Raw genomic sequence first — 21000 nt, forward strand, 5'->3', positions numbered from 1 at the left:
ACTTCGAGTAATTTCTACCATCAATCAATGAAAATAATTTCGATCAATCAATCAGTAAAAATCCACACAAGTTGTTCTTCATAATCTCTTAATGATCTTCTTGATGACTCGTCATCATCAAGCTAGGTCGGCTATGTTACTCTAATCTAAGTTAAAGTCAACAGGTTTTGTTAATTATTTTTAAACTCACTCAAGACTTCCAGATTCTACCCCTTGGGCTAAATCCTTGTTTCTCAACAAGTTTTAATCAACATCACCGCCGATGGATGTGCATTCTACAGTATTTCACATCCCTTGCAATACCCTTTTTAAAATTAAATTATCAAGCGTTCTTTTTTTAATCAAAACATATGATTTCTATCACGCCTCCTCCAATTAAGAGAACTATTTTTATTGGCTACTTTTAGCTACAATCATCAACTTATTTCACTTATTAAATAAATTACTTGAAATGGTTAACACTAAAATAAGGGTTTATGTATTTATTTTCATCACCGCATTGATGTCAAAGCCTGTATATGCCGTTTCTACACATAATATGTTTATTATCACGCTGTCTATTTTAAGTTATGCAAAATGGAATACTCCCACGCCAGCTTTGTGCGTGATTGATAATCCAAACTATGCCCTACAATTTAATCAAGCTATTCGCTTACAAGGTTATCATTACAAAATTTCATCGATTCGTTTAAATGAATTAGATAAGTCTTCATGTAATGCCATTTTTTTATCTACCTTTTCTCCCCAGGAAGAACAGAAAATTATTCACAGTCAAAGACAGGATCCTCCCCTCTCTTTTAGTTCGACCAACCAAGCCTGTGAAATTGGAAGTTCCTTCTGTCTTTATACACGTAATAACAACACCTCATTTAAAGTGAACTTAGACAGTTTGAGTCAATCCAAAGTACGAGTAGATCCACGCGTGTTATTGCTTGCGAAAGCGACGGAGCAATAAAAATGGCTAAACGTTCTCGCATGACCTCATTGCAATCCTTATTTAAACGTTCGCAACTCGCGATGTTTGCTTTAACTTTTTCAATTTGTACGATTATTTTTATTGTCGTTTCCACCTACACCATGAATACTTACGCGAAACAAAGCTTAAATATTCTTGCTGAGGCGTTGAGTGAGCGCATACAGCCTGCAATGGTATTTAATGACCGCATAACGATTCAACAAATTTTAAATAACTACACCACACAATATTCTATTCGCTCCATTCAAGTCCTTGACCCTTCAAAACATGAGATTGCAAATAGCCGACAAGTTGCTCAATCCTTCCAAAACACTCAAAGTATTTTAGATCATTTATTTTTTCAGCAGCCCATTGAGATGGCTATTCGGCATAATCAACAGTATTACGGCTCGATCGTGGTCTATGGTAGTTCACAAAGTCTGTTAGATTTTTTCTTTAAAATTTTAATTGGTTTATGTCTGGCTATTATTTTAATTTTATTTGCGCTTCTTTGGTCTGTCCGTTCTACATACCAATATTTAATGCGCTCTATTCATCCACTGGTCTCTACTGCGCGCGAAATTAGTGAATTTAAAGCCTATCAACTGCGCCTACCTCATTCCAATATCAAAGAACTACAGCAACTGAATGAGGTATTTAATGAATTACTAGATAAGATTCAAGCATCAACCCAAAAACTACGTGCGGAAAATGACGTATTGGCTCATCAAGCATTACATGATCAGCTCACACAACTACCTAACCGTCATTATTTTTATCAAACACTCTTGGCTAGCTTTGACCAATCTCCAAAGACCACCTCTGCATTATTTTTTATTGACAATAATAACTTTAAAGAAATCAACGACCAATATGGTCATTTGGCGGGTGATGCAGTATTACAGGAAATGGCTAAACGATTGCAAAACTGCTTAAGACAAGATGATTTTATTGCACGTCTGGGTGGAGATGAGTTTGCTGTCCTCATTCGCAACGTCTCCAAGACCGAGCACCTCACCAAAATTAGTGAAAATTTATTGAAATGCTGCGAACAACCGCTTCATTTTGATCAACACCAGATTTATTTCAGCTTCTCTATCGGGATCGCTTCAACCGAGCAAGCACATAGTCCTGAGGATCTCATCACTGCCGCTGACAGTGCAATGTATAAAGCAAAAACATTGCAACAAGGCTGGCACCTCTCTCTCCGCTAGGAACTTTACAATGATAACTTTTTCTCGCCCTATTAAACTCGCACTCATTCTATTGCTCAGTAGCGTTTTAAGCGCATGTGCCAGTTGGGGGCATTTAAACTACAAGCAAGCTCGCATGCTGAAAAAAGAAGGCTTCGTATTAACTGATGAAGGCTGGAGTCTACGCTTACCCGAGCGCTTATTATTTGGTTTTGACAGTTATGAGATTAAAGCTGAGCAAACTGACGAACTCACGCGCCTTTCTACCCAATTACAAAAATACAAACTCAATAAAATTAAGATTGTCGGTCATACCGATGATATTGGTGACAGTACGTACAATCAAATTTTATCAGAAAAACGCGCGACCAGTGTATCTACAATTTTTCTTCAAACCGGCTTTCAACCCAATCATCTTCACACCATTGGACGTGGCTCTTCACAGCCTCTTGTAGAAAACACCTCTGATGAAAATCGCGCAACCAACCGTCGCGTGAATATTATTATTATCCCTTAAGACTTGAATCGCTCAACTGTATTCAAGCTATAAAATAACTTACAAACTTATCAACGCTTATAATATTTCAGGTTGTCTAGCAATTCACGAAGACAACCTTTTTTTGATTTACAAAACAAAAGACAAAATAAGGAGAGTTTCATTACCGATCTGGTTATGAGAATTTAGCAAGATATAATATCGTTTTATTAAATTTTAGACATAAAAAAACCGCTTAACGCGGCATCTTTATCTCGACCATTTTAATAAATGGTCGGAGCAGTAGGATTCGAACCTACGACCCCCTGGTCCCAAACCAGGTGCACTACCAGGCTGTGCTATGCTCCGAAATTGGGGTGAATGACGGGATTCGAACCCATCACAAATTGAATACTCTGCTTATATTAATCAATTACTTAGCCAACCATTAGGTTATTAAAAGTATAAATATGGGAATTATTTGACTCTATGTATGAAAAACAAAGGGTTTAGACTCTCGTTTTTGTGCTTTTTTGAGAATTGAGATTTTGTAGCTTAAATTGACCAAACTGACGGTTATTCATATTTAGAGTAATGGAGTAATAAATAAAAAAGTGCCCAATTAATTAGGCACTTATAAAATCATTCGATTACATTCCTAGAGTAAGTTTCAAGTAACTTTCATTACATACTTATATAGTTATTTACCTTGGTAATGTAATCAGGCAAATCTTCTGCAATTAACTTTCCATAGTGTTTGTAAATCATTGATGTATCACTGTGGCCAAGCTGCTCTGCGATCCACTCAGGCGGTACTTGTCCTGAAGTTAAGAGTTGACTTGCAAAGGTATGGCGACCTTGGTTAATTCCTCGTTTACGAACCTTAGCTTTCTTTAAGTGTTTATTCCAACGATAACGCAACTCATGATATTCAAAATGATTGGATCTCTCATGATTGATCCAGACAAAACGGACTCTTTCAGATTTCTTGGTTTTATTATCACGTTGCAGAATATCAACCGTCTTACCTCGCATGTTCCCAGTGATTGCATATTGTTTTTTTAATGCTGTGATTGCTGGTTCAAGCAGCTTTATTTTCCGCTTACGTCTGCGGTTTTTGGTTACCCGGTAAATTCCCCGGACATACGATCGTGAAATTTGAATTGTTCCTTTTTCCAAGTCGATATCTTCCCATGCAATTGGGATTTGTTCCGACATTGATAAACCTGTCCAAAATAAGCACGGCAGAAGATTCTGAATATCGAGATCTGTTTCAGTATTCAGGATCATTGCAATTTCGGTTTTGGTAAACGGATCTGGCTCTGGCGTATCGGTCTGATGGATTACGATATTTTGAAAAGGATTGTATTGAATTTGGAATTCATCTCTCCAAATGGCATGAACTTGAGAAAATCGAGTGAGAATCTCTCGAACTGTTTTGTTGTTCAATGTGTCCTTTAACTGCTCGATCCACTTTTTCAACATATTGGTATTAATGTCTTTGGGGTGCAGTTTGCCCCACTTTGGCAAAATATGATTGTTTACATGACCTTTATATGAATCGAAAGTACTTGGGGCTACCTCCTTAATGGTGATGGTTAGATACAAATTGGCATAGTAGCTAATTTGGTTCTTCTTTAGATTTTTTGAGTTTGGAAAATGCTTGGCCAAACTAAATTGATCAAGTTGGATCTCCAATTTAATGAGCTCAGCAAGTTGCTTTGCTCGCTTTTCATTTTCTGGTGTGAATGGCCAATCTAAAGTTTCACTAATTTTTGGCTCGGATGAATGTGGTTTCATCCAGATACGCATGCTTTTGCCACGTACTTCTAAACCTGCAGACATGTTTAAACCTACATTTAAGTATTTATATATTTGAAAGATATTTTAGAGGAATGCACCTCCGAACGGAGGTGCATGAGGGGTGCTCTATTAAGCTGCTCCCTGATGATTGTCATCTAATTCACAACGGCATCGACCGATACGGAAATATTCAATTGGTCCTGGTGCATCCTTTGGCGTAATTTCATAACGTGAAAGCTCATAGGTACGGACATGAGCTTTTACGGTAATGTCATCACCATCAATTTTGGTAATTTTTCCAGAATGGGCAGATTGGCTAACTGTGATATTGCCATTGCCTATGCTTTTACGTTTCTGGATCATAAAGTTGACTTCATCACCAACTTGGTAGGCTTCAAAATCTGGAAGGATTAAACCTCCGCAATTACAACGATAATTAGAATTAGATCGACTCTTTACAATTTTTTCCGCTTGAGAGGTTTCTAAGTTAGAATCATTTTGCATTTTTTGGTTCTCCAACTGATTGATGTGACACATACAGGAGTGGCCGCTTCTGTATGTGTGCTTGATTAAATTACTTATTGTTAGACTTCATTTCTTGAAGATCTTTTTTGATGAAATCTGGTAGAACATCACCAAAATCTTTCAGCACCATATCTATAATTTGATTTGGAATATCACACTTACATTTTTCATCCTCTGCTTGTTGATTGAGTTTCCCTAATGTTTCTTGATCAATTGCTTCAAGCCCTAATGCCTGATTTACATCATCTAAATAAGCCCAGCTCTTAATCATGTACGGACGTACAATCCCTGCTGGACATTTGAAAAGTTCTAACTTGCGACTATAAATAGCAGGTGAAATAATTTGTCCTGTCACCATATTAAGTACAACTTCGCGCCCTGATTCTGGGATTAAACGTACATCTGAAAAAATTGAAGTTTGAGTCATGGTTGGTTCTCCTAAAGTTGGGATTAATCCCGTTGTGATGTTGGTTTTTCAAAAATCCAACACCGTTTAGTGGTACTGCTAATTTTGCTTTGAATGGCTTTGTTGGCTTCAACAAATCGGTAATGCAGGCTATGACGCAGCGCATTTTGTAATTCACCTACATCTGGTAGTGGATAACGATAATCCGCTGCGACTTTGTATAAATGAGCGAAATTAATTGCGAATAAATCTGGTTTAGCTGAATGGTTGAGTACTGTTTCATGGGTAGGATTCTTGATTGAATCTTCCATTTCCTCGACGGTATTCCAGAAGTTTTGAACAATAATTGGATCTGACTTAAGCACTTTGTCTCGGTTTTGAGCCATTTCAAATAATTCAGAGCGAACCTTTTGCTGTACGGTTTCTGGCACTAAATCTTTTAAGACATGGATGCACAAAGCATCGAATAAAGACAACATCTGTGCGTGGTTATGAATAACTCGAGAACTTTTAATGTTGTATTTTTCGTTGTGAAGTACTTCATCGTACTTTTCCATGCCTAAACGATAGGCTTCTAGGATTGCCTTTTCTTTTTCGACACAAAGTAGAATAAATTGGCTTAGCTGTGACTGTTCATAACGTTCTAAATTACGTGAGGCATATAAGCCCTTTTTGGACATTTGTTCTTTTAAGAATTTGTACTGAACAATACGTCCCATCACAGCTTCGGTTGAAACAATTTCAGCATTTTGGCTGATGATCAACGTCCCCATAAATGGTGGTTCATAGGTTTCATTCCCGCCATTTTTTACACCTTTTGCCCCTAGTGAACCGTTGTCATATAAGGTTTTAAGTGCATTCCAGTCGAATTGCTTTACGGTACCTTTGTCCCCTTCACGATCTGACTCAAGTAAAACGACAGGTAAATTGGAAACTTGGCGGAAAGTACGTAATAAACCCGAAATTGATGATTTACTTGGATCGATACCTTCATAGTTTGAACGTCCGAATAATTTCCATAAAAAAGAAAGGAGTGTGGATTTACCTGTTCCTGGTTCACCTACTAATTCTACAAATGGAAATGATTTATGCATGCTTCGAATTTGCTGTGCAAAAAGACTTCCAAAGAATGCAGTCAATGCCACCATGCCTCGAACATCGTATGCATCGAGGAGATCCTTTACCCACGCATCAGTATAGTCACTGGCATTATTGTTAATTTCTAATGGGAATGGTGCACGTGCTTTTAGGTTAATTTTACGAGGTAATTCAAAATACTCCTCTTTGTTAATAGCAAAACGACGACCATTTTGAACTGCGATATCACATAAAACATAGGTTTGATGTTCTTTGTGATATCCCACGTAATTGATTAATTCAACACGTTTAATATCCCGAAGTTCTCGCTTAAGAAATGCGAGCAACTGCTTACTGTTCCCTTCATAAAAAACACCTGGTGCAATGTGCGTTAAGCGTTCACCAAATGCACCTGCAGATGTAATTTGAGATGACGTAAATGTGTTTTTTATGGTTTGGCCACCGCGAGGGAAATCAACTTTGAAAAAGTAAGATGCTTCGTCAATTTCCTTTTGATATTGGTAATACAAACCATACGGACGGCATTCCATCATAATTTCCACAGTTGAAGCATGCTCCAGTGCAGAATCTCTACGTTCAGCTAGTAATAAGTCTTTTTCTTCCTGTGCCCAATCCTCATTGTCATCTGGGGTATGGAGACCTTTTATATAGTCATCGTATTTATCCATGTCTAGCTTGAACCAAAACACTTGATTATTAAAATCAAATGGAAAAGATTTCATACCATTGTGCTTGTAGATAAGTATGCCTTTATCCACAGCTTTCTCTGCAACAAGCAGAGCACCGTAATATTTATAGGTTTCTAAGTCGGTAAATTTCAGGCGGTCTTGCTTATAAAGATCGTTCCAATCCTGTTTTTTTCGTCCACCTGGTGGTAGTGCAACTTCACATTCGAAGCCTGCTGCTTTTGCCAATTCGATATTTTTTAAAATACCTTTATGACCTGCTTCGTCGTTGTCAAATGCCCATACCAGTTTTGGCAGCGGTTTACCTGTTTTTTCACATTCTTGGATAAGTTCGGTTAGAAATATGATTGGATAATTATTGCTAGTTAGGGCCGAAAAACTGGTAATACCTGAAAGCCATAGTGCGATGGTGTCAAAAATACCTTCAGTAATCCAAATTTCTTTAGATTCGAAATAATTGGTATTTGGTGTGAGCCAAGCATGGCCCGTTGAAGACCAATCTTCCTTGAATGAGGTTTTAGGCAATACGTCTTGCTGATCCAAGATACGTTGCCACCAACCTTCATTCCCTTTTTCATCTGTGATTGGAAAACGGAGTGTTATGGATGTAGTTTTTTTAGGTTTATAGCGTGTAATTGATTCCTGAGCATATAGACCTTTTAACTGTTCTAATGGAAAACCACGTTCTTCTACAAGATATGCATTTACTGTTCGTAAAGGATCTTGTGGAGTTGGCTCAAATCGCTTTTCCCATTTTTCAAACAGTTCTGGAAAAAGGTCACGAACATGATTTTCGTGACCACATTCATTTTTACGTGGGCAGAAAACTACCCACGGCTCTTCGGCAAATGCCCAAGCTGATGCTTCTTTATGATTACAGTCTGGACATCTACCGCGGAGCTTATCGCCATTTGTTGAAGGTTTACGTTTAAAGCCATAAACATGTTCAAGTTTTTGTTCAACCTGTCTTTGTGTTTCTGGGAACATCATTTGATTAAACTACCTTCTTACAAATGCCGTTTACGTTTAACTTCATCTCCTGCCAAATTGAGCAATTTTTCTTGAATACGCTCTCTGGTCAGAAATTCTATTGTTTCTTCAACTGAAGTAAGCCCCAGTTGCTTTTGCACTTCTTGCACGATTTTTAGTTCTTGCTCTGAAAGTGCTATTTCGTGTTTGAGCATTCTTTCAGCTCCTAGATAGCTGCTTGTTTGCACCTTCACTTAAAAATTCGTACAAATTAAAATCATCTTCAGAATCATCTACTAAGGTATGAATAGCTTGCTTCATTGCCATTTGACGAATGAGCACACCAATTTCAATACCTAATAAATTTGAAGCTGCTGTGAGTAAGTCGGTTTCATCATTGGTTAAGTTGATGCTGAAGCGGTTATCACGAAGTTGTTTTCTAATACGACGATGTTTTAAGGACATAGTTTTAACCCTCTTGATTAATGTTTTTACCTAATAAATAGAACTTAGTAATAATGCTCGATTGGCTTTGCTGTGTTTGATTTGCCAATTTATTAATAGCGTCTGCTTCTTCTTTGGGGAGGTAGACATTGAAACGGACACGCCCGCCAGTGATCTTTTTTGATCTGGGGCGATTTTGAGGTGAAGTTTCTGTACCCATACAGTATCCTACGGCTATAGTGATGTGCTACGGGTCACTATAGCATAAATATTTGTTCTATCAATAAGTGTCGGTGAAATATATGTCCGAAAATTTAACTATGGAAATTACGCAAAGATTCTCGGAAGAGTTGGAACGTAAGAATTTGAAAGCCAAACCCCTTTCTAGGAGCATTGATGCACATGAAAATACGTTAGGTAATTATGTGCGCAACAAAGTGCCAGATCAGTGGGTCTATTTGGCTAAACTGCAGCAACAAGGTATCGATATTCGTTATGTGTTACTTGGAATTGATCCTGACTATTCTGGATTGACCAGTGAAGAAAGCGTGTTATTAAAAGCCTATAGACAATTAAGCCCTGAAGCACAAGAAGCATTATTAGGTCTTGGTAAAGTGATGGCTAAAGAAGCTGAAGTTAAATAACTTCGGGCAGGAAGAATTTATACATGTCAAAAATCAAGGTAAAACAATTATTTACGTTCTTATGTGCTGATTTAAAAAAATTAATAGAATTTAATGTACTACCTGTCGATAAAGGTAATTCTACACCTGAGTTTTCAGCCAATAAAAAGAAAGAACTCAATGAATATCTAATTAAATATATGAGCGATGCAGGAAATTACACGATAAATGATGTCGTAGAATTGATGGAATACGTGATTATTTTCTGCCATGAATTGGCTCACTGTTTAAATAATCATAGCGTATACAAACCAGAGCAAAACGATGAATTTTCTGCGATGGAAGCCCATGCAGATTTCCTTGCAGGACGTATGGCTACAGCCTTTTATACCTATGGTATTAATTTAATGAACATTATTGAAAAAGACTATAAGTATGATAAAAAAACTCAACGAGACAAAAATGCATATTGTCAATTAATGGCTAAAGCATTTAATAAACTTTATGCTGAGTATTATAAAGAAAATGAACACCCAAGATACCCACATCCCACAGAACGAGTTGGACTAAATATAGCTGGAGTTTGCTCATTCTTTTATCGATCACCTCAATTTCAAACAACTCAAGGTGAGTATGTCATGATGAACTATGTCATGACTAAAAATTTAGACTCTAATTATTTTAACGATATGGAAGAAGCAAATAATTCTGGAAAACTAGAATCTAATTTTATGAATCACGTTCTGGATGTACATCTGAAAATTCAGGGTGACAGTATGCAAATAAATGATATTGGTACAACTCAACTTCATAATATTTTTGGTACTCAATACATCAAGAATGAACAAATTCGTAGGCATCATAAAGAACATATGAAAAATGAAATTCTTCATTATGTGAATGAAAAAGGATTGGCAGATCTTATTGATGAAAAAGTTTTTGAACAATTTGAGAAAAAAGAATAAAAAAAGCCCACTTCAAAGTGGGCTTTTTTTTTCTATTCATCTATTTGGCTTTGGACCAGTTCTAATTTATGTTCTAGCTCCATGAGCTTATAAATCAGATCATTATTACTATACGTTACGTCTTTATCGTTGCCTGCTGCTTCGAGAGATTGTCTCCAAATACGGAGATTGGACAATGTTTGGTCTAAAAGTAATTCTTTATCAAGTGTTTGCATAGGATTAGCTCTATCAATTTGATTTAATTGAAATTGCCAAACACGTATCTCTTCTTGATTCCAAATGTGACTTATTACCGTAAGTTCGCCATTAAACTTAGGATATATCAAGTCATCCAAAGATTGCTTTAATACATCAATATCTAAGTCTTTGGTCTTACCATCATTTTTAGATAATTCTCGCAACAAATCATTCAACTGATCAGGACTGACTGAAAGCAGTCCTTTTGCTGTGTCATGATTAAAGGTGATTTGTGCTTTGACACAACGGTCGATCATTTCAAATAGCTTTTCACAAAGCAGTTGGCTTTTGGGATTACTGGCCTGAACGCGTGGTGCAATGGGCACGTAAGGGATAATATTTTCATTAAAAAGCATGTACTTATTCCCCAAAAAAAAGAATGGAGAACGTTAGCACTGCCATACAAATGAATGCCATGCCTTCGAAGGTATTTTTAAGAGTTTGCTGAAACTTGCGTTTTTTAAGACGTTGCTCATAGGCAACTTCGTCGATAATTGGAGTGTGTTCAATGATGTGGGCATTTTTGAGGTGTGCAGATGCACGGGCTTGAATCTGTCTTTTCATGACGAAATTCCTTTGAGTATAGGTTTAAAACCTACCGCCATTCTTTCCACGGAATGGTGGCAGACCGACAGGGGTGGAAATACCGTACTCAAAGAAACGGCCAGTCAAAGACTGCCCTGCCGATCTACCATGACAAGTCTAGCAGATGCGACTTTTTTTAAGCAAAAAAAATCCGCTTAGAGCGGTGTTTATTTGCCCTTTGAGTGTATTGATAGGTTTCCACGCCTATGCGCCGATTTTGCGGTGCTTTTTTATATTGCCGATAGTGGGGCACTATGTCAAGATTCGAAAAAATATTTTTGAGACAATTATGAGTGTTACAAATTTAGATGAAATTTTAAATATTATTGATCATAACCGACAACTAACAAAACAGATCGGGCAAGAGTTTGATGAGTACCTTATGTATGAAGGTAATATCATTGCTACGGATAATTTCAAAAAACTACTAGGATTTGATATTAATAAAAGTGACTCAATCAATCGAGAAATTCAGATAAAAATTGATCTAATATTGAATACACTTAATCAACTAATGTTTAAAAATTTAAATTCAAGCCAATTAAACCTTACTCCGAAAAATCTAGATTACTTAGAAGAAAGTGCTCTCTCTGCGAATTTAACATTAAAAGAGTATGTCGATAATTTCAAAAAATTAAAATCAACAATTATTGAAGTTGAAAATAGTAACATTCTCAATGATTCTTCATATATCTCAAAAATGAAACCCGTAATATTGGAGGAACTAAGAATCCTAGCTGATTCTCTTACATTAATAAGAACTAGAATCGAAAATAACAGTACAAGCAATAAAGAATATATCGAAAGATTTAAAGAGGAGACTTCATTAATCATTTCTGACTATGAAAATAAAATAAGAAATTTGACTGAAAAATTCGAAAACCAATTTAAAAAATTCGAATTAAATCAAAATAAAGTTATAAAAAGCAGTGAATTATTAAAAAGCAATGTAGATACAGGTTTAAAGAACTTGGGGGAACTAAATGAACGCACACAAAATATTGAATTAGAGCTTTCCAAAATTATTGGAACTGAAACTGAAAAAGTTAAAACTGATCTAAATACATCTCGAATCGTGTTAATGAGCGAAATTGAGTCCATAACTACTGAGGCAAATACTAAATTAAGTGGAATTGAGACAGCACATTCAGACTTCTTAAATATTGTAACTAAATCGGGAGCTCATGAATTAACTAAAAACTACCAAGAAAAAGCAAATGAAGAAAAGAAACAATATGAAACTTTTAGAACCTATACGGCTCGATCTATTGGAGCAGCTATTATCTTTACAATCATCATACTCACGATTCCTTTAATAGAATATTGGGGCGTTAATCCACCTGTTGATACTAATTACTATACGATTCTTGCTCGATTGACCATTTCATTAATGTTTTTTGTATTAGCACTCTATTTTTCTAAGCAAGCATCTAAACATTATGAAAGTTATCAAGAAAACCATCGTACTTTTATACAACTGGCTGCACTTGAACCATTTTTATCACGTATGTCGGCTGATGAACAAAAGGAAATTAGAAAAGGACTTATTCCTAGCTACTTTAACCAAAGTGCTGATGGCAAGTTTGCTGCTAAAGGTGATGAGGTTGATATGTCTATGATGTTTACCTTTATGGATAAACTTTCGAATTTCGCGCAAATCAAGAAAGAACAAAAGCCGGCTGAAACACCTGCAACAGAGACTAAGCCGTAAAGTCCTTACCAGTTACCTTGTAAAATAGTGAGCCACTATGCAAAATAGTGGCACTTTTTTTATAACAAATTAAAAGTATCAAATATTATTTCCCAAAAAGTCATGTCTACTTTTTAACAAATTAAAATAAGAGGCCAATTATTGTATGACTACTCAAACTTGTTATATGTGTGATGCTCCAAGTACATCTGTAGAGCATGTTCCACCCAAATGTCTTTTCCCTGACCCAAAAGACCTATCACCTGAAGAACAATCTTTAGATTTTAAAAAGCAGTTGATTACTGTTCCTGCATGTCATGAGCATAATGGAAAAAAATCAACTGATGACGAATATTTATTTTGTCTCTTAGCCATTTCATTAATATCTGGAAAAAATGGTCAACAACAAGGTATTACAAAGGTTAAGCGTATATTGGAGCGAAAGCCTGCTTTAAAAACAAAGGTTCTAGAAAAGGCCACACCAGTTATAGTTAAAGATACTGAGACAGGTCAAATTGATCGAACTATTGCATTAGAAATTGACCATAATCGAATTAATTCGTCAATGGAATCTTGTGCTAGGGCATTATTTTTCAAGGAATTTGGTCAACGTTTTATTGGAGATGTTCGTATTAGTAATCATTTTTTAATGGACTTTGATCCCCAATATAATGAAAAAGTAGATCAACTTCGTCAAATTGCTGATGAACTATTTAAGAATATTGAACCTAAAGGTGAAAATCCTACAATTTTCACTTATAAATTCCGTATTGATGAAAAAAATCCTAATAATTTACTCTTGGAAATGGTTTTCTATGAAGGTGCTCGTGCCGTTGCCATTTTTGAAGGCACACAAACCAAAGCATAAAATGATACATTAAGATCACCCCAGAAAATGCTGCAACTCCATTCCTCTTAACTTGTAAAATAGTGAGCCACTATGCACAATAGTGGCACTTTATTTTTATAACAAACTGAATAATAGGGGGAATTTGTGGCAACTCTTTTTACGTTGATATTCTTCATATCACTTTTTTCCACCATTGGCTTAGTTATTAAGCCCTCTTTGACCGCTCGCGGAAATAACCCTGCATTATCCCGTGGGAAAATTGCCCTTTTCGGCTTAACAGCCAGTATTTTGTCTTTTGCCTTAATTGGTGTATTTGCGCCTAAGGTTGAACAAAAATTGGATGTTGAACAGTTTTCTGATGAACAAGTTCAAGTTACTGAACAAGACGGCAAGATTGTAGTTTCACAAAAAGAAGCCGACCAAAAGGCTTTAGAACTACAAAAACAATTAGTTGAACGTAAAGCAGAATTAGCAAAAGAAGATCAACCACATATTAAAACCCCAACTGTTGACTACACCAAAGCTGTAGCAAAAGTTAATTTAAATGATGATGCCAAAATTATTGCAGCAGTTGGAAAACCTGTCGTTGAAAAAGAATCTGGTGCAAACCAAAACGGTGAGCCAATGACTACATATTACTTCAGTGATGATTTGCGAAATGGGTTGGAAATTAGCTTAAGCCGTGAATTTGTGGATGTGGCTTGGAAATTTAATGCTAAGGATAAAGCCAAATCTGATGCAGCTTTTAATGATGGCCAACGTATCACCAGAGCTTTATTGGGTGGAGAAATCGGAGTTGCTTTATATACAAGTATAATTAAAGGTTCGGATATAGATGCAATGTCTTTTGAGGATGGTACAGAAGTTAATCATGCACGATGTGGCGAGTATATGTGTCGTTATCAGGTGGTGAGATAAATTTATGTCTAGCAATACTAGTGAAAGAACTACTGTTATCTCAGATCAAACAAATACAGAGAATAGTCAACCCAAGACTTCAAGCTCATCAAAAGGCGAGTTAGTACTAATTGTTGTTGGCGTTATTTTTGTTGTATTACTCTGGTTGGGTTATCCTTTTCTTTTAAATTTGCTAGATAGTACTAAGCAAAATCAACCACAAATAGTCATTCCATATCAAATTGATGCCATGCTCAAGACTGAGCCTGAACAATCTGAAACCATTGATGAAGAAAAAACCAAATTTCAGAAAATTGGTGACACCTACGGTACTTATGGTGATAGCTATGGATCACTTAATACATTATTTAGCGGTTTAGCATTTACATTTTTAGTGGCTTCATTATTTTTACAGCGAAAAGAGTTACATGCACAACGATTAGAAATTGAAGATCAAAAGGATGAAATTAGGAAAAGTAATGAAATTGCAGATGAACAAAGACAAATTGCAGCAAATCAAGAAATATTGATTAGTAATCAACTTAGTGAAGGGCAAAAGCAAAATTTTTACATTCTACTATTTAAACTTTTAGATGAAAAAAACTTAAGATTCTCTAGGCTTATAATTAAGTCGAAACGACCTAATGAATATCATGACCTTATTGGTGATGCATTCATAAAAGTCTTTTCAATAAGTCTTTCCAATGGCATAAAAGATCTTGATATAACTATTAATTATGAAGAAGCACAAAAGAAAACAATTCAACAAGTCCTTAGTCATAGATATGCCATTGAAACAGCTACTCACAACACTTGTTTTGAGGATTACTCATATTTTGAATACATCGTATCTATATTAGATTTCATTCAGAAAAATTCTACTTATAATTCTGATGGCAGCATTACTAATATTTTTCTTTCATCTCTGACAATTCATGAAACTATCTGTATGGCGTATTATGCTGTGATTAAAGATAATACGTCATTAAAACAATATATCGAAATATACGGCTTACTCAGGAACATTGACTCTTTTAATATGAGTGGATTTTCGAAAAATTATTTAAAAATTTTGTATGATGAACAGGCATTTATAGCTCCCCGAAAAGCAACTTTAGATTTTCTCTTTGAATCTAATACAAGCCCAACTACATAGAATGGGTAACCACCATGATGAAAAAGGTCACATGTAGTGACCTTTTTTATTACTCATCATTTGCAGCTTTACGTTCTTTTAACTGTTGAATCGTAGGTAATTGGATAGATGGATCGGGCATTGCACTTGGTGAAAGTGTGTAAATCAACTCAATATTTCCTACACAAGAAAAGCTGCATGTTAGATTCGGACACTGCAGCCGAATTTCTTTAAGCAATGCATGCTTCTGTTCACTGGTTCTGATTTTTAGGACTGAAGTTTTGCAATGTGGACATACCATTTTTGGTCTTGAATTATTTTTATTGATTGTGTTGTAACTTATTGCCGACATGTTCACCCCCAGTTATTAAGAATATATTTTTCACCATTCTAAAATAAAAGAATAAATATTTGTTCTTTTTGTTGAATTTTAATAAGATTTCGCCTGTTTTGCTCATGTAGAAAAACTTATGCAAAATTTAAAATGTCAGTGCTGCTTTAAGCTGCTCGCCAGAATTGGAGCATTTGACACCATAGAAGTGAAATGCCCACGTTGTAAAACTTTAAATACATACCAGAGCACCCTGAGTGCCTTACCTGAACGCCCAGAGCGTCGACTCGATACAGGTAAGATCGATGACAAACACTACTACAACACCTCAATACAATCCTAAAGGTCACAGCTTTTCTGGATGGCTTGGCGGAAAATCTCAACTCGCACGTACCATTATTGAATTAATGCCTGAACATAAAACCTATGTTGAAGTGTTTGGTGGAGCTGGATGGGTACTGTTTAAAAAAGGGGAATCCCCTGTCGAAATCATTAACGACATTAATGATGATTTGATTAATTTGTACCGCATTATTAAATATCACTTTGAAGCGTTTTTAACTGAATTTGAAAATACGCTGTTCTCACGCACCATGTTCAATGAAATGCGAAAAAATGACCGCGGTTTAACTGATATTCAACGTGCTGCCAAGTTCTATTATTTGCTCCGATCTGCTTTTGGTTGCCAACTGGATGGATCGTTTTCTTATAGCCGTGATAGAAAGAGCCGACTCAAACTTGGTGAAGATCTTCGAGCACATTTAAGTTCGATTCACACCCGATTACAAAATGTTGTGATTGAGAATGCAAGTTATGATTACATTATCAAACGTGCAGATGGTCCTGAAACACTCTTTTATTTAGACCCGCCATATTGGGACTGCGAAAACGTATACGGCAAAGGGATTTGGTCAAAACAGGACTTTTATGATTTAAAGGATTACCTGGACAAAATTCAGGGCAAATTTATTCTCAGTCTGAACGATACACCTGAAGTACGAGAGCTGTTTAAGGACTATAAAATTCAGCATAAAAAGATTCGATGGTCTGTAAATAACAAGGCGGCTCATGAAGAACACAATGGCAATGAATTGATTATTACCAATTTCTAAATATGAAACCCACTTTTAGTGGGTTTTCTTTTATATTAAATGCTTACTTGAGGATAATAATTATGTTTTTTTATATAGATGAAAGTGGTCATACTGGAAACAATCTTTTTGATTCCACTCAACCATATTTATATTATGGCGTATTAGGGTCACATCTAAACTTAGATATTTTGGCTGAGCCTGAAGTCTGCAAAATGAGAAAAATTCTAGGTGTTGAAGATAGATTACACGCAGCAGAATTAGGTGAAACAAATCTCGTAAAAATTCTTCCTGACTTATATAAACTTTCAAAAGAAAGAAAAATTTCTTTCGATTTTTATCGTTTAGATAAATCAGACTACCCTGTTCTTTGCTTTTTTGATCAAGTTTTTGATCAAGGCATAAATCCAGCGATGACGTGGTCTGGTTACTGGACACCATTGAGATATGTTTTATTAGCTCATCTAGATAAATTATTTACAACAGAATTAAAGAAGATAGCTTGGTCAGCTCGTTTAGAATCTAAAGATTCAACCTGCGATGAAATGGTACAAAATATTTGTAACCAACTACTAAATAAACTTCATAAAATAGAAGATAAAAGATTAAATGTTCTATTTCATGACACACTATCTTGGGCAATCCATAATACTCGTGAATTACATTTTAATGCTAAGTCAAAACGAGACAAAAAATTCATTTCCCCTAATTTGATAGGTTTTCAATCTGCTTATCTTGGAATCGTAAATAGATCAAAAAAGGCAAAACGAAAAGTTTTTAAAGTTACGATCGATCAACAAGATCAATTTAATACAGTGCAAGATTATTTAGCAGAAATTTATAGGAGAGTAGAAGGACAAAGTTATCCTTTAGGTTTCAATATTGGTGAAATGGACTTTAGAAAGACTAAAATGCCCTTCCCATCATTTTCAAGCTCCAAGAATTCATATGGTTTAGAGCTAGTTGATCTTTATTTATGGTTATTTAAAAGATATCAGGAAGGCAAGCTAAATCATCCTTCTCTTATTCAATTTGTAAACTCTCAATTGAATAAAGCATATTTCGATGAGGTCTCAATTAAAGCTACTACTTTTCGCTTTGAAAATTGGATGAACTCCTTAGGACCTATGACTCAAGAGGACTATTTAAGAGGACAACAGCTTATAGAATTAGAAGAAAAAAGGCGTACATCATTCTTAGTTTAGAAATAATATGGCTAGGCTATATAACCTAGCCATATTTATATTAATTTATCTTAATCAGATTAAATTCACGATTGAGGGCTGTGGTAGCCGTGGCTTTGTTCTTATACAAATAGGTCAAACGCTTAGGCGTAGTTTGATCACCTTTGGTGACTTTCGGTGTATTTTTTCCGTCTTTGTAATATGCCAAGACTCCAGTGTAATTGCCTATTTCATTATCGATGAGCTGTGACAAATCATCGGCATCTGGAAGATAAATTTCAGCATTACAATCTGTAGTAAAGCCGCCACTTGCATCTAAGGTATGCACGACTTTTGTACCTAGCCAAACAATGTCATCAATCAGTGATTTAAAACCAATAAACTGCAGTGGTGCTTCTGGGATTAATTCAGGATTACCATAAGCCAATTTAAAACTAAAGGTAGCGGACTTACTTTTAATTTTGTTGTATTCAGCCTGTGCCACATGCTCTGCAGTTTGTTTATCTCGTTGGATATTACGCAGTTCACGGGTATTTTCATCGGATATACCCACTGTGACTTTTTGGCGTTTTGCATGGATCGTGTCATAGTAAAATACAGTCACTCCTGAGACTTCATCCGCACCATCAGTGTCACTAAATGTATGCGAGTCACCTTGAGCACGGGTAATAATAATATCTGGGAGTGGATTACCACTTAGGGTTTTACCTTCCCCTTTGGACATAAACAATAAAAAACCATTTTTGACGGTAGCGATCGCATCATGCTCATCTGCAATACGCGTAATGAGATTGGCATCCGATTCGTTTTGATCAAGATGAGGCAATAATATTGCTCCAAGGCGACTATTAATTTTCGCTGTTAGCCCATGATCTGTAGCAACCGTCTGAATAATGTCAGCAATGGTTTTATTGTCAAAACTGCGTTCTTTTTTCTTTTTGAATTGGGCTTTTAAATCCGCAGATTCACCACGCAAGGACAATACATCTGGTGAACCTGAATGTCTGCGCTCCTTGATGACATATTTACCTTTGTAGACAAGCCCAGAATCACTCCATCCAATCCATGCTTCGATTTCTGCCCCTTTGGGTGGAATTTGTAATAATCCATCATGATCTGATAGTTCCAGATCAATAGAGTCACATTCGATACCCCGATTGTCGGTAATGGTCATACTGATAAGGCGATCCTGAACTGTGGTACCAATGTCGGTACCATTCACCAGTAATTTATAAATCGCATGCGAATAGCTGTTTTCATTCATAGAACATTCGCCACCATATTGCCAAGCACGTTACCAACTAAAACTCCTCCCGTTTGGGTCTTGGTGAGTTTTAGCGAAAATTCGACTTTCTTTGGTAAGCCGTCCTTATAGAAATAAGTCTGGGTTTCTTTGACCTCGTCGAGTTTCCACATACCATAAATTTTTCCATTTCCTGCAATAAGAGGAAAAGACTTACCTGTATCTCCCATGACACGAAGTGCCGTAATAGAAAGCTGTTGTCCAAATTCAGGAACAATTGAGCCATCTAACGTGATTGTATCTTCCCCCTTGCCCACGTATTGATACGCAGGCATGCTTCCGAAACGGTTATTACTGGCATGATTCCAAGATGTACTACGCTGCAAGCTTTGATAGGTGGCCGTCGGAATTGAAAATACGAACATGCCGAAAATCATCATCATTTTGTATGTTCCTAACGTTGGTCCAAATAACTGCTACGTGCACGTGCTTGTTTTTGCTGATCACGTTTATTCAATACGTTTTCAATCATGTTTTGCAGTTGCTGTAGGTTTTGTCCTGGTACAGCATGGATCTGGATAGTAATCGTGTCACCTTGAACAATGACATCACCACGACTTGAAGCTGAGAGTTGTCTTACTGGGCTTATTTTAGCTAAAGCAGGTTCCACATTAATTTTTTCAGTAAATTCTGTAAGATTTGGCTGAGTATTACTTAAAACAGTTGGTTGAATGCCTAAACGCTGAATCAGTTCAGGCAATTTGAACTGCGGTAGCACAGGCTGAATATCTAAACGCTGAATCAGTTCAGGCAATTTGAACTGCGGTAGCACAGGTTGAATACCTAAATGCTGAATCAGTTCAGGCAATTTGAACTGCGGTAGGACAGGCTGAATACCTAAACGCTGAATCAGTTCTGGTAATTTGAACTGCGGTAGCACAGGATGAATACCTAAACGCTGAATCAATTCTGGTAATATGAATTGCGGTAGCACAGGATGAATACCTAAACGCTGAATCATTTCAGGCAATTTGAACTGCGGTAGTACAGGTTGAATACCTAAACGCTGAATCAGTTCTGGTAATTTGAACTGCGGTAGCACAGGTTGAATACCTAAACGCTGAATCAATTCTGGTAATTTGAACTGTGGTAGCACAGGCTGAATACCTAAACGCTGAATCAATTCTGGCAATTTGAACTGCGGTAGCACAGGCTGAATACCTAAACGCTGAATCAATTCTGGCAATTTGAACTGCGGTAGCACAGGCTGAATACCTAAACGCTGAATCAGTTCTGGTAATTTGAACTGTGGTAGCACAGGCTGAATACCTAAACGCTGAATCAATTCTGGTAATTTGAACTGTGGTAGCACAGGCTGAATACCTAAACGCTGAATCAATTCTGGCAATTTGAACTGCGGTAGCACAGGCTGAATACCTAAACGCTGAATCAGTTCTGGTAATTTGAACTGTGGTAGCACAGGCTGAATACCTAAACGCTGAATCAATTCTGGCAATTTGAACTGCGGTAGCACAGGCTGAATACCTAAACGCTGAATCAGTTCTGGTAATTTGAACTGTGGTAATACTGGAGCAATATCAAAGTTTTGTGGCAT

General features: G+C 36.4%; 23 protein-coding genes, 1 tRNA gene and 1 pseudogene. 12 read left to right on the top strand and 13 right to left on the bottom strand.

The window, feature by feature from the left end; translation table 11 throughout:
• Positions 1–502 precede the first annotated feature (502 nt).
• The 3 genes from DCO44_RS09820 to DCO44_RS09830 are packed head-to-tail and all read left to right on the top strand — an operon-like array spanning position 503 to position 2665.
• The gene (locus tag DCO44_RS09820; RefSeq protein ID WP_116761440.1) at positions 503–955 is read left to right on the top strand and encodes a YfiR family protein; all 453 of its coding nucleotides are present in this window, start codon (positions 503–505) and stop codon (positions 953–955) included.
• A gap of 2 nt (positions 956–957) precedes the next feature.
• The gene (locus tag DCO44_RS09825; protein WP_116761442.1) at positions 958–2169 is read left to right on the top strand and encodes a sensor domain-containing diguanylate cyclase; all 1212 of its coding nucleotides are present in this window, start codon (positions 958–960) and stop codon (positions 2167–2169) included.
• A 10-nt stretch (positions 2170–2179) separates the two neighbouring features.
• Positions 2180–2665: an OmpA family protein gene (locus tag DCO44_RS09830; protein WP_116761444.1), complete on the top strand. Its 486-nt coding sequence runs from the start codon at positions 2180–2182 to the stop codon at positions 2663–2665.
• Between the two features lie 250 nt (positions 2666–2915).
• Here the strand turns inward: DCO44_RS09830 and DCO44_RS09835 are convergent.
• The 8 genes from DCO44_RS09835 to DCO44_RS09865 all read right to left on the bottom strand — a co-directional run bounded on the left by DCO44_RS09835 (position 2916) and on the right by DCO44_RS09865 (position 8774).
• Positions 2916–2992, bottom strand: a tRNA-Pro gene (locus tag DCO44_RS09835).
• A gap of 315 nt (positions 2993–3307) precedes the next feature.
• Positions 3308–4468, bottom strand: coding sequence for a tyrosine-type recombinase/integrase (locus tag DCO44_RS09840; RefSeq protein WP_116761446.1), 1161 nt, complete (start codon positions 4466–4468; stop codon positions 3308–3310).
• An 87-nt stretch (positions 4469–4555) separates the two neighbouring features.
• Complete coding sequence (locus DCO44_RS09845; protein WP_116761448.1) at positions 4556–4930, bottom strand: hypothetical protein; 375 nt, start codon at positions 4928–4930, stop codon at positions 4556–4558.
• A 70-nt stretch (positions 4931–5000) separates the two neighbouring features.
• Positions 5001–5378: a hypothetical protein gene (locus DCO44_RS09850; RefSeq protein WP_116761450.1), complete on the bottom strand. Its 378-nt coding sequence runs from the start codon at positions 5376–5378 to the stop codon at positions 5001–5003.
• A gap of 23 nt (positions 5379–5401) precedes the next feature.
• A complete protein-coding gene (locus DCO44_RS09855; protein ID WP_116761452.1) occupies positions 5402–8131 on the bottom strand; it encodes a toprim domain-containing protein in 2730 nt (909 codons plus the stop codon).
• A gap of 17 nt (positions 8132–8148) precedes the next feature.
• Entirely contained in the window at positions 8149–8325 is a 177-nt protein-coding gene (locus DCO44_RS16625; RefSeq protein ID WP_165815709.1) for a hypothetical protein, read from the bottom strand.
• A gap of 4 nt (positions 8326–8329) precedes the next feature.
• On the bottom strand, positions 8330–8575 hold the full coding sequence (locus tag DCO44_RS09860; protein WP_116761454.1) for a hypothetical protein: 246 nt from the start codon (positions 8573–8575) through the stop codon (positions 8330–8332).
• A 4-nt stretch (positions 8576–8579) separates the two neighbouring features.
• Positions 8580–8774 (bottom strand): ribbon-helix-helix domain-containing protein, encoded by a 195-nt coding sequence (locus tag DCO44_RS09865; protein ID WP_116761456.1) that lies wholly within the window; start codon positions 8772–8774, stop codon positions 8580–8582.
• A gap of 82 nt (positions 8775–8856) precedes the next feature.
• Here DCO44_RS09865 and DCO44_RS09870 point away from each other — a divergent pair, with 82 nt between their 5' ends.
• Positions 8857–9198, top strand: coding sequence for a hypothetical protein (locus DCO44_RS09870; RefSeq protein ID WP_116761458.1), 342 nt, complete (start codon positions 8857–8859; stop codon positions 9196–9198).
• 23 nt (positions 9199–9221) lie between these two features.
• Complete coding sequence (locus tag DCO44_RS09875) at positions 9222–10142, top strand: hypothetical protein (RefSeq protein WP_116761460.1); 921 nt, start codon at positions 9222–9224, stop codon at positions 10140–10142.
• Positions 10143–10174: 32 nt separating this feature from the next.
• Here the strand turns inward: DCO44_RS09875 and DCO44_RS09880 are convergent, their stop codons facing one another.
• Positions 10175–10735, bottom strand: a complete 561-nt coding sequence (locus tag DCO44_RS09880; protein WP_116761462.1) for a hypothetical protein — start codon at positions 10733–10735, stop codon at positions 10175–10177.
• Between the two features lie 4 nt (positions 10736–10739).
• Positions 10740–10943, bottom strand: a complete 204-nt coding sequence (locus tag DCO44_RS09885) for a hypothetical protein (RefSeq protein WP_116761464.1) — start codon at positions 10941–10943, stop codon at positions 10740–10742.
• Positions 10944–11253: 310 nt separating this feature from the next.
• On the opposite strand from DCO44_RS09885, the gene DCO44_RS09890 reads away from it, so the two are divergent.
• The 4 genes from DCO44_RS09890 to DCO44_RS09905 all read left to right on the top strand — a co-directional run bounded on the left by DCO44_RS09890 (position 11254) and on the right by DCO44_RS09905 (position 15557).
• The gene (locus tag DCO44_RS09890; RefSeq protein WP_116761466.1) at positions 11254–12675 is read left to right on the top strand and encodes a hypothetical protein; all 1422 of its coding nucleotides are present in this window, start codon (positions 11254–11256) and stop codon (positions 12673–12675) included.
• A 145-nt stretch (positions 12676–12820) separates the two neighbouring features.
• On the top strand, positions 12821–13522 hold the full coding sequence (locus DCO44_RS09895) for a hypothetical protein (RefSeq protein WP_133243157.1): 702 nt from the start codon (positions 12821–12823) through the stop codon (positions 13520–13522).
• 126 nt (positions 13523–13648) lie between these two features.
• Complete coding sequence (locus DCO44_RS09900; protein ID WP_116761470.1) at positions 13649–14422, top strand: hypothetical protein; 774 nt, start codon at positions 13649–13651, stop codon at positions 14420–14422.
• Positions 14423–14426: 4 nt separating this feature from the next.
• On the top strand, positions 14427–15557 hold the full coding sequence (locus DCO44_RS09905) for a putative phage abortive infection protein (protein ID WP_116761472.1): 1131 nt from the start codon (positions 14427–14429) through the stop codon (positions 15555–15557).
• Between the two features lie 163 nt (positions 15558–15720).
• On the opposite strand, the pseudogene DCO44_RS16965 reads toward DCO44_RS09905, so the two are convergent.
• A pseudogene (locus DCO44_RS16965) lies at positions 15721–15888 on the bottom strand (ogr/Delta-like zinc finger family protein); the annotation flags it as partial.
• Positions 15889–16006: 118 nt separating this feature from the next.
• Between DCO44_RS16965 and DCO44_RS09915 the strand changes: the two are divergent.
• From DCO44_RS09915 to DCO44_RS09925, 3 genes are all read left to right on the top strand, one after another.
• Complete coding sequence (locus tag DCO44_RS09915; protein WP_116761476.1) at positions 16007–16210, top strand: Com family DNA-binding transcriptional regulator; 204 nt, start codon at positions 16007–16009, stop codon at positions 16208–16210.
• The gene (locus DCO44_RS09920; RefSeq protein WP_116761479.1) at positions 16173–16979 is read left to right on the top strand and encodes a DNA adenine methylase; all 807 of its coding nucleotides are present in this window, start codon (positions 16173–16175) and stop codon (positions 16977–16979) included. The genes DCO44_RS09915 and DCO44_RS09920 overlap by 38 nt, the downstream gene beginning before the upstream one ends.
• A 62-nt stretch (positions 16980–17041) precedes the next feature.
• Complete coding sequence (locus DCO44_RS09925; protein WP_116761605.1) at positions 17042–18163, top strand: DUF3800 domain-containing protein; 1122 nt, start codon at positions 17042–17044, stop codon at positions 18161–18163.
• Between the two features lie 40 nt (positions 18164–18203).
• Here DCO44_RS09925 and DCO44_RS09930 read toward each other — a convergent pair whose 3' ends face one another.
• Together DCO44_RS09930 and DCO44_RS09935 are read right to left on the bottom strand one after the other, a co-directional pair.
• Complete coding sequence (locus tag DCO44_RS09930) at positions 18204–19406, bottom strand: contractile injection system protein, VgrG/Pvc8 family (protein ID WP_116761481.1); 1203 nt, start codon at positions 19404–19406, stop codon at positions 18204–18206.
• On the bottom strand, positions 19403–19828 hold the full coding sequence (locus DCO44_RS09935) for a phage tail protein (RefSeq protein WP_116761483.1): 426 nt from the start codon (positions 19826–19828) through the stop codon (positions 19403–19405). The genes DCO44_RS09930 and DCO44_RS09935 overlap by 4 nt, the downstream gene beginning before the upstream one ends.
• Between the last annotated feature and the right edge of the window lie 1172 nt (positions 19829–21000).

It is taken from the genome of Acinetobacter sp. AM (genome assembly GCF_003105055.1).
Taxonomy (GTDB): domain Bacteria; phylum Pseudomonadota; class Gammaproteobacteria; order Pseudomonadales; family Moraxellaceae; genus Acinetobacter; species Acinetobacter tibetensis.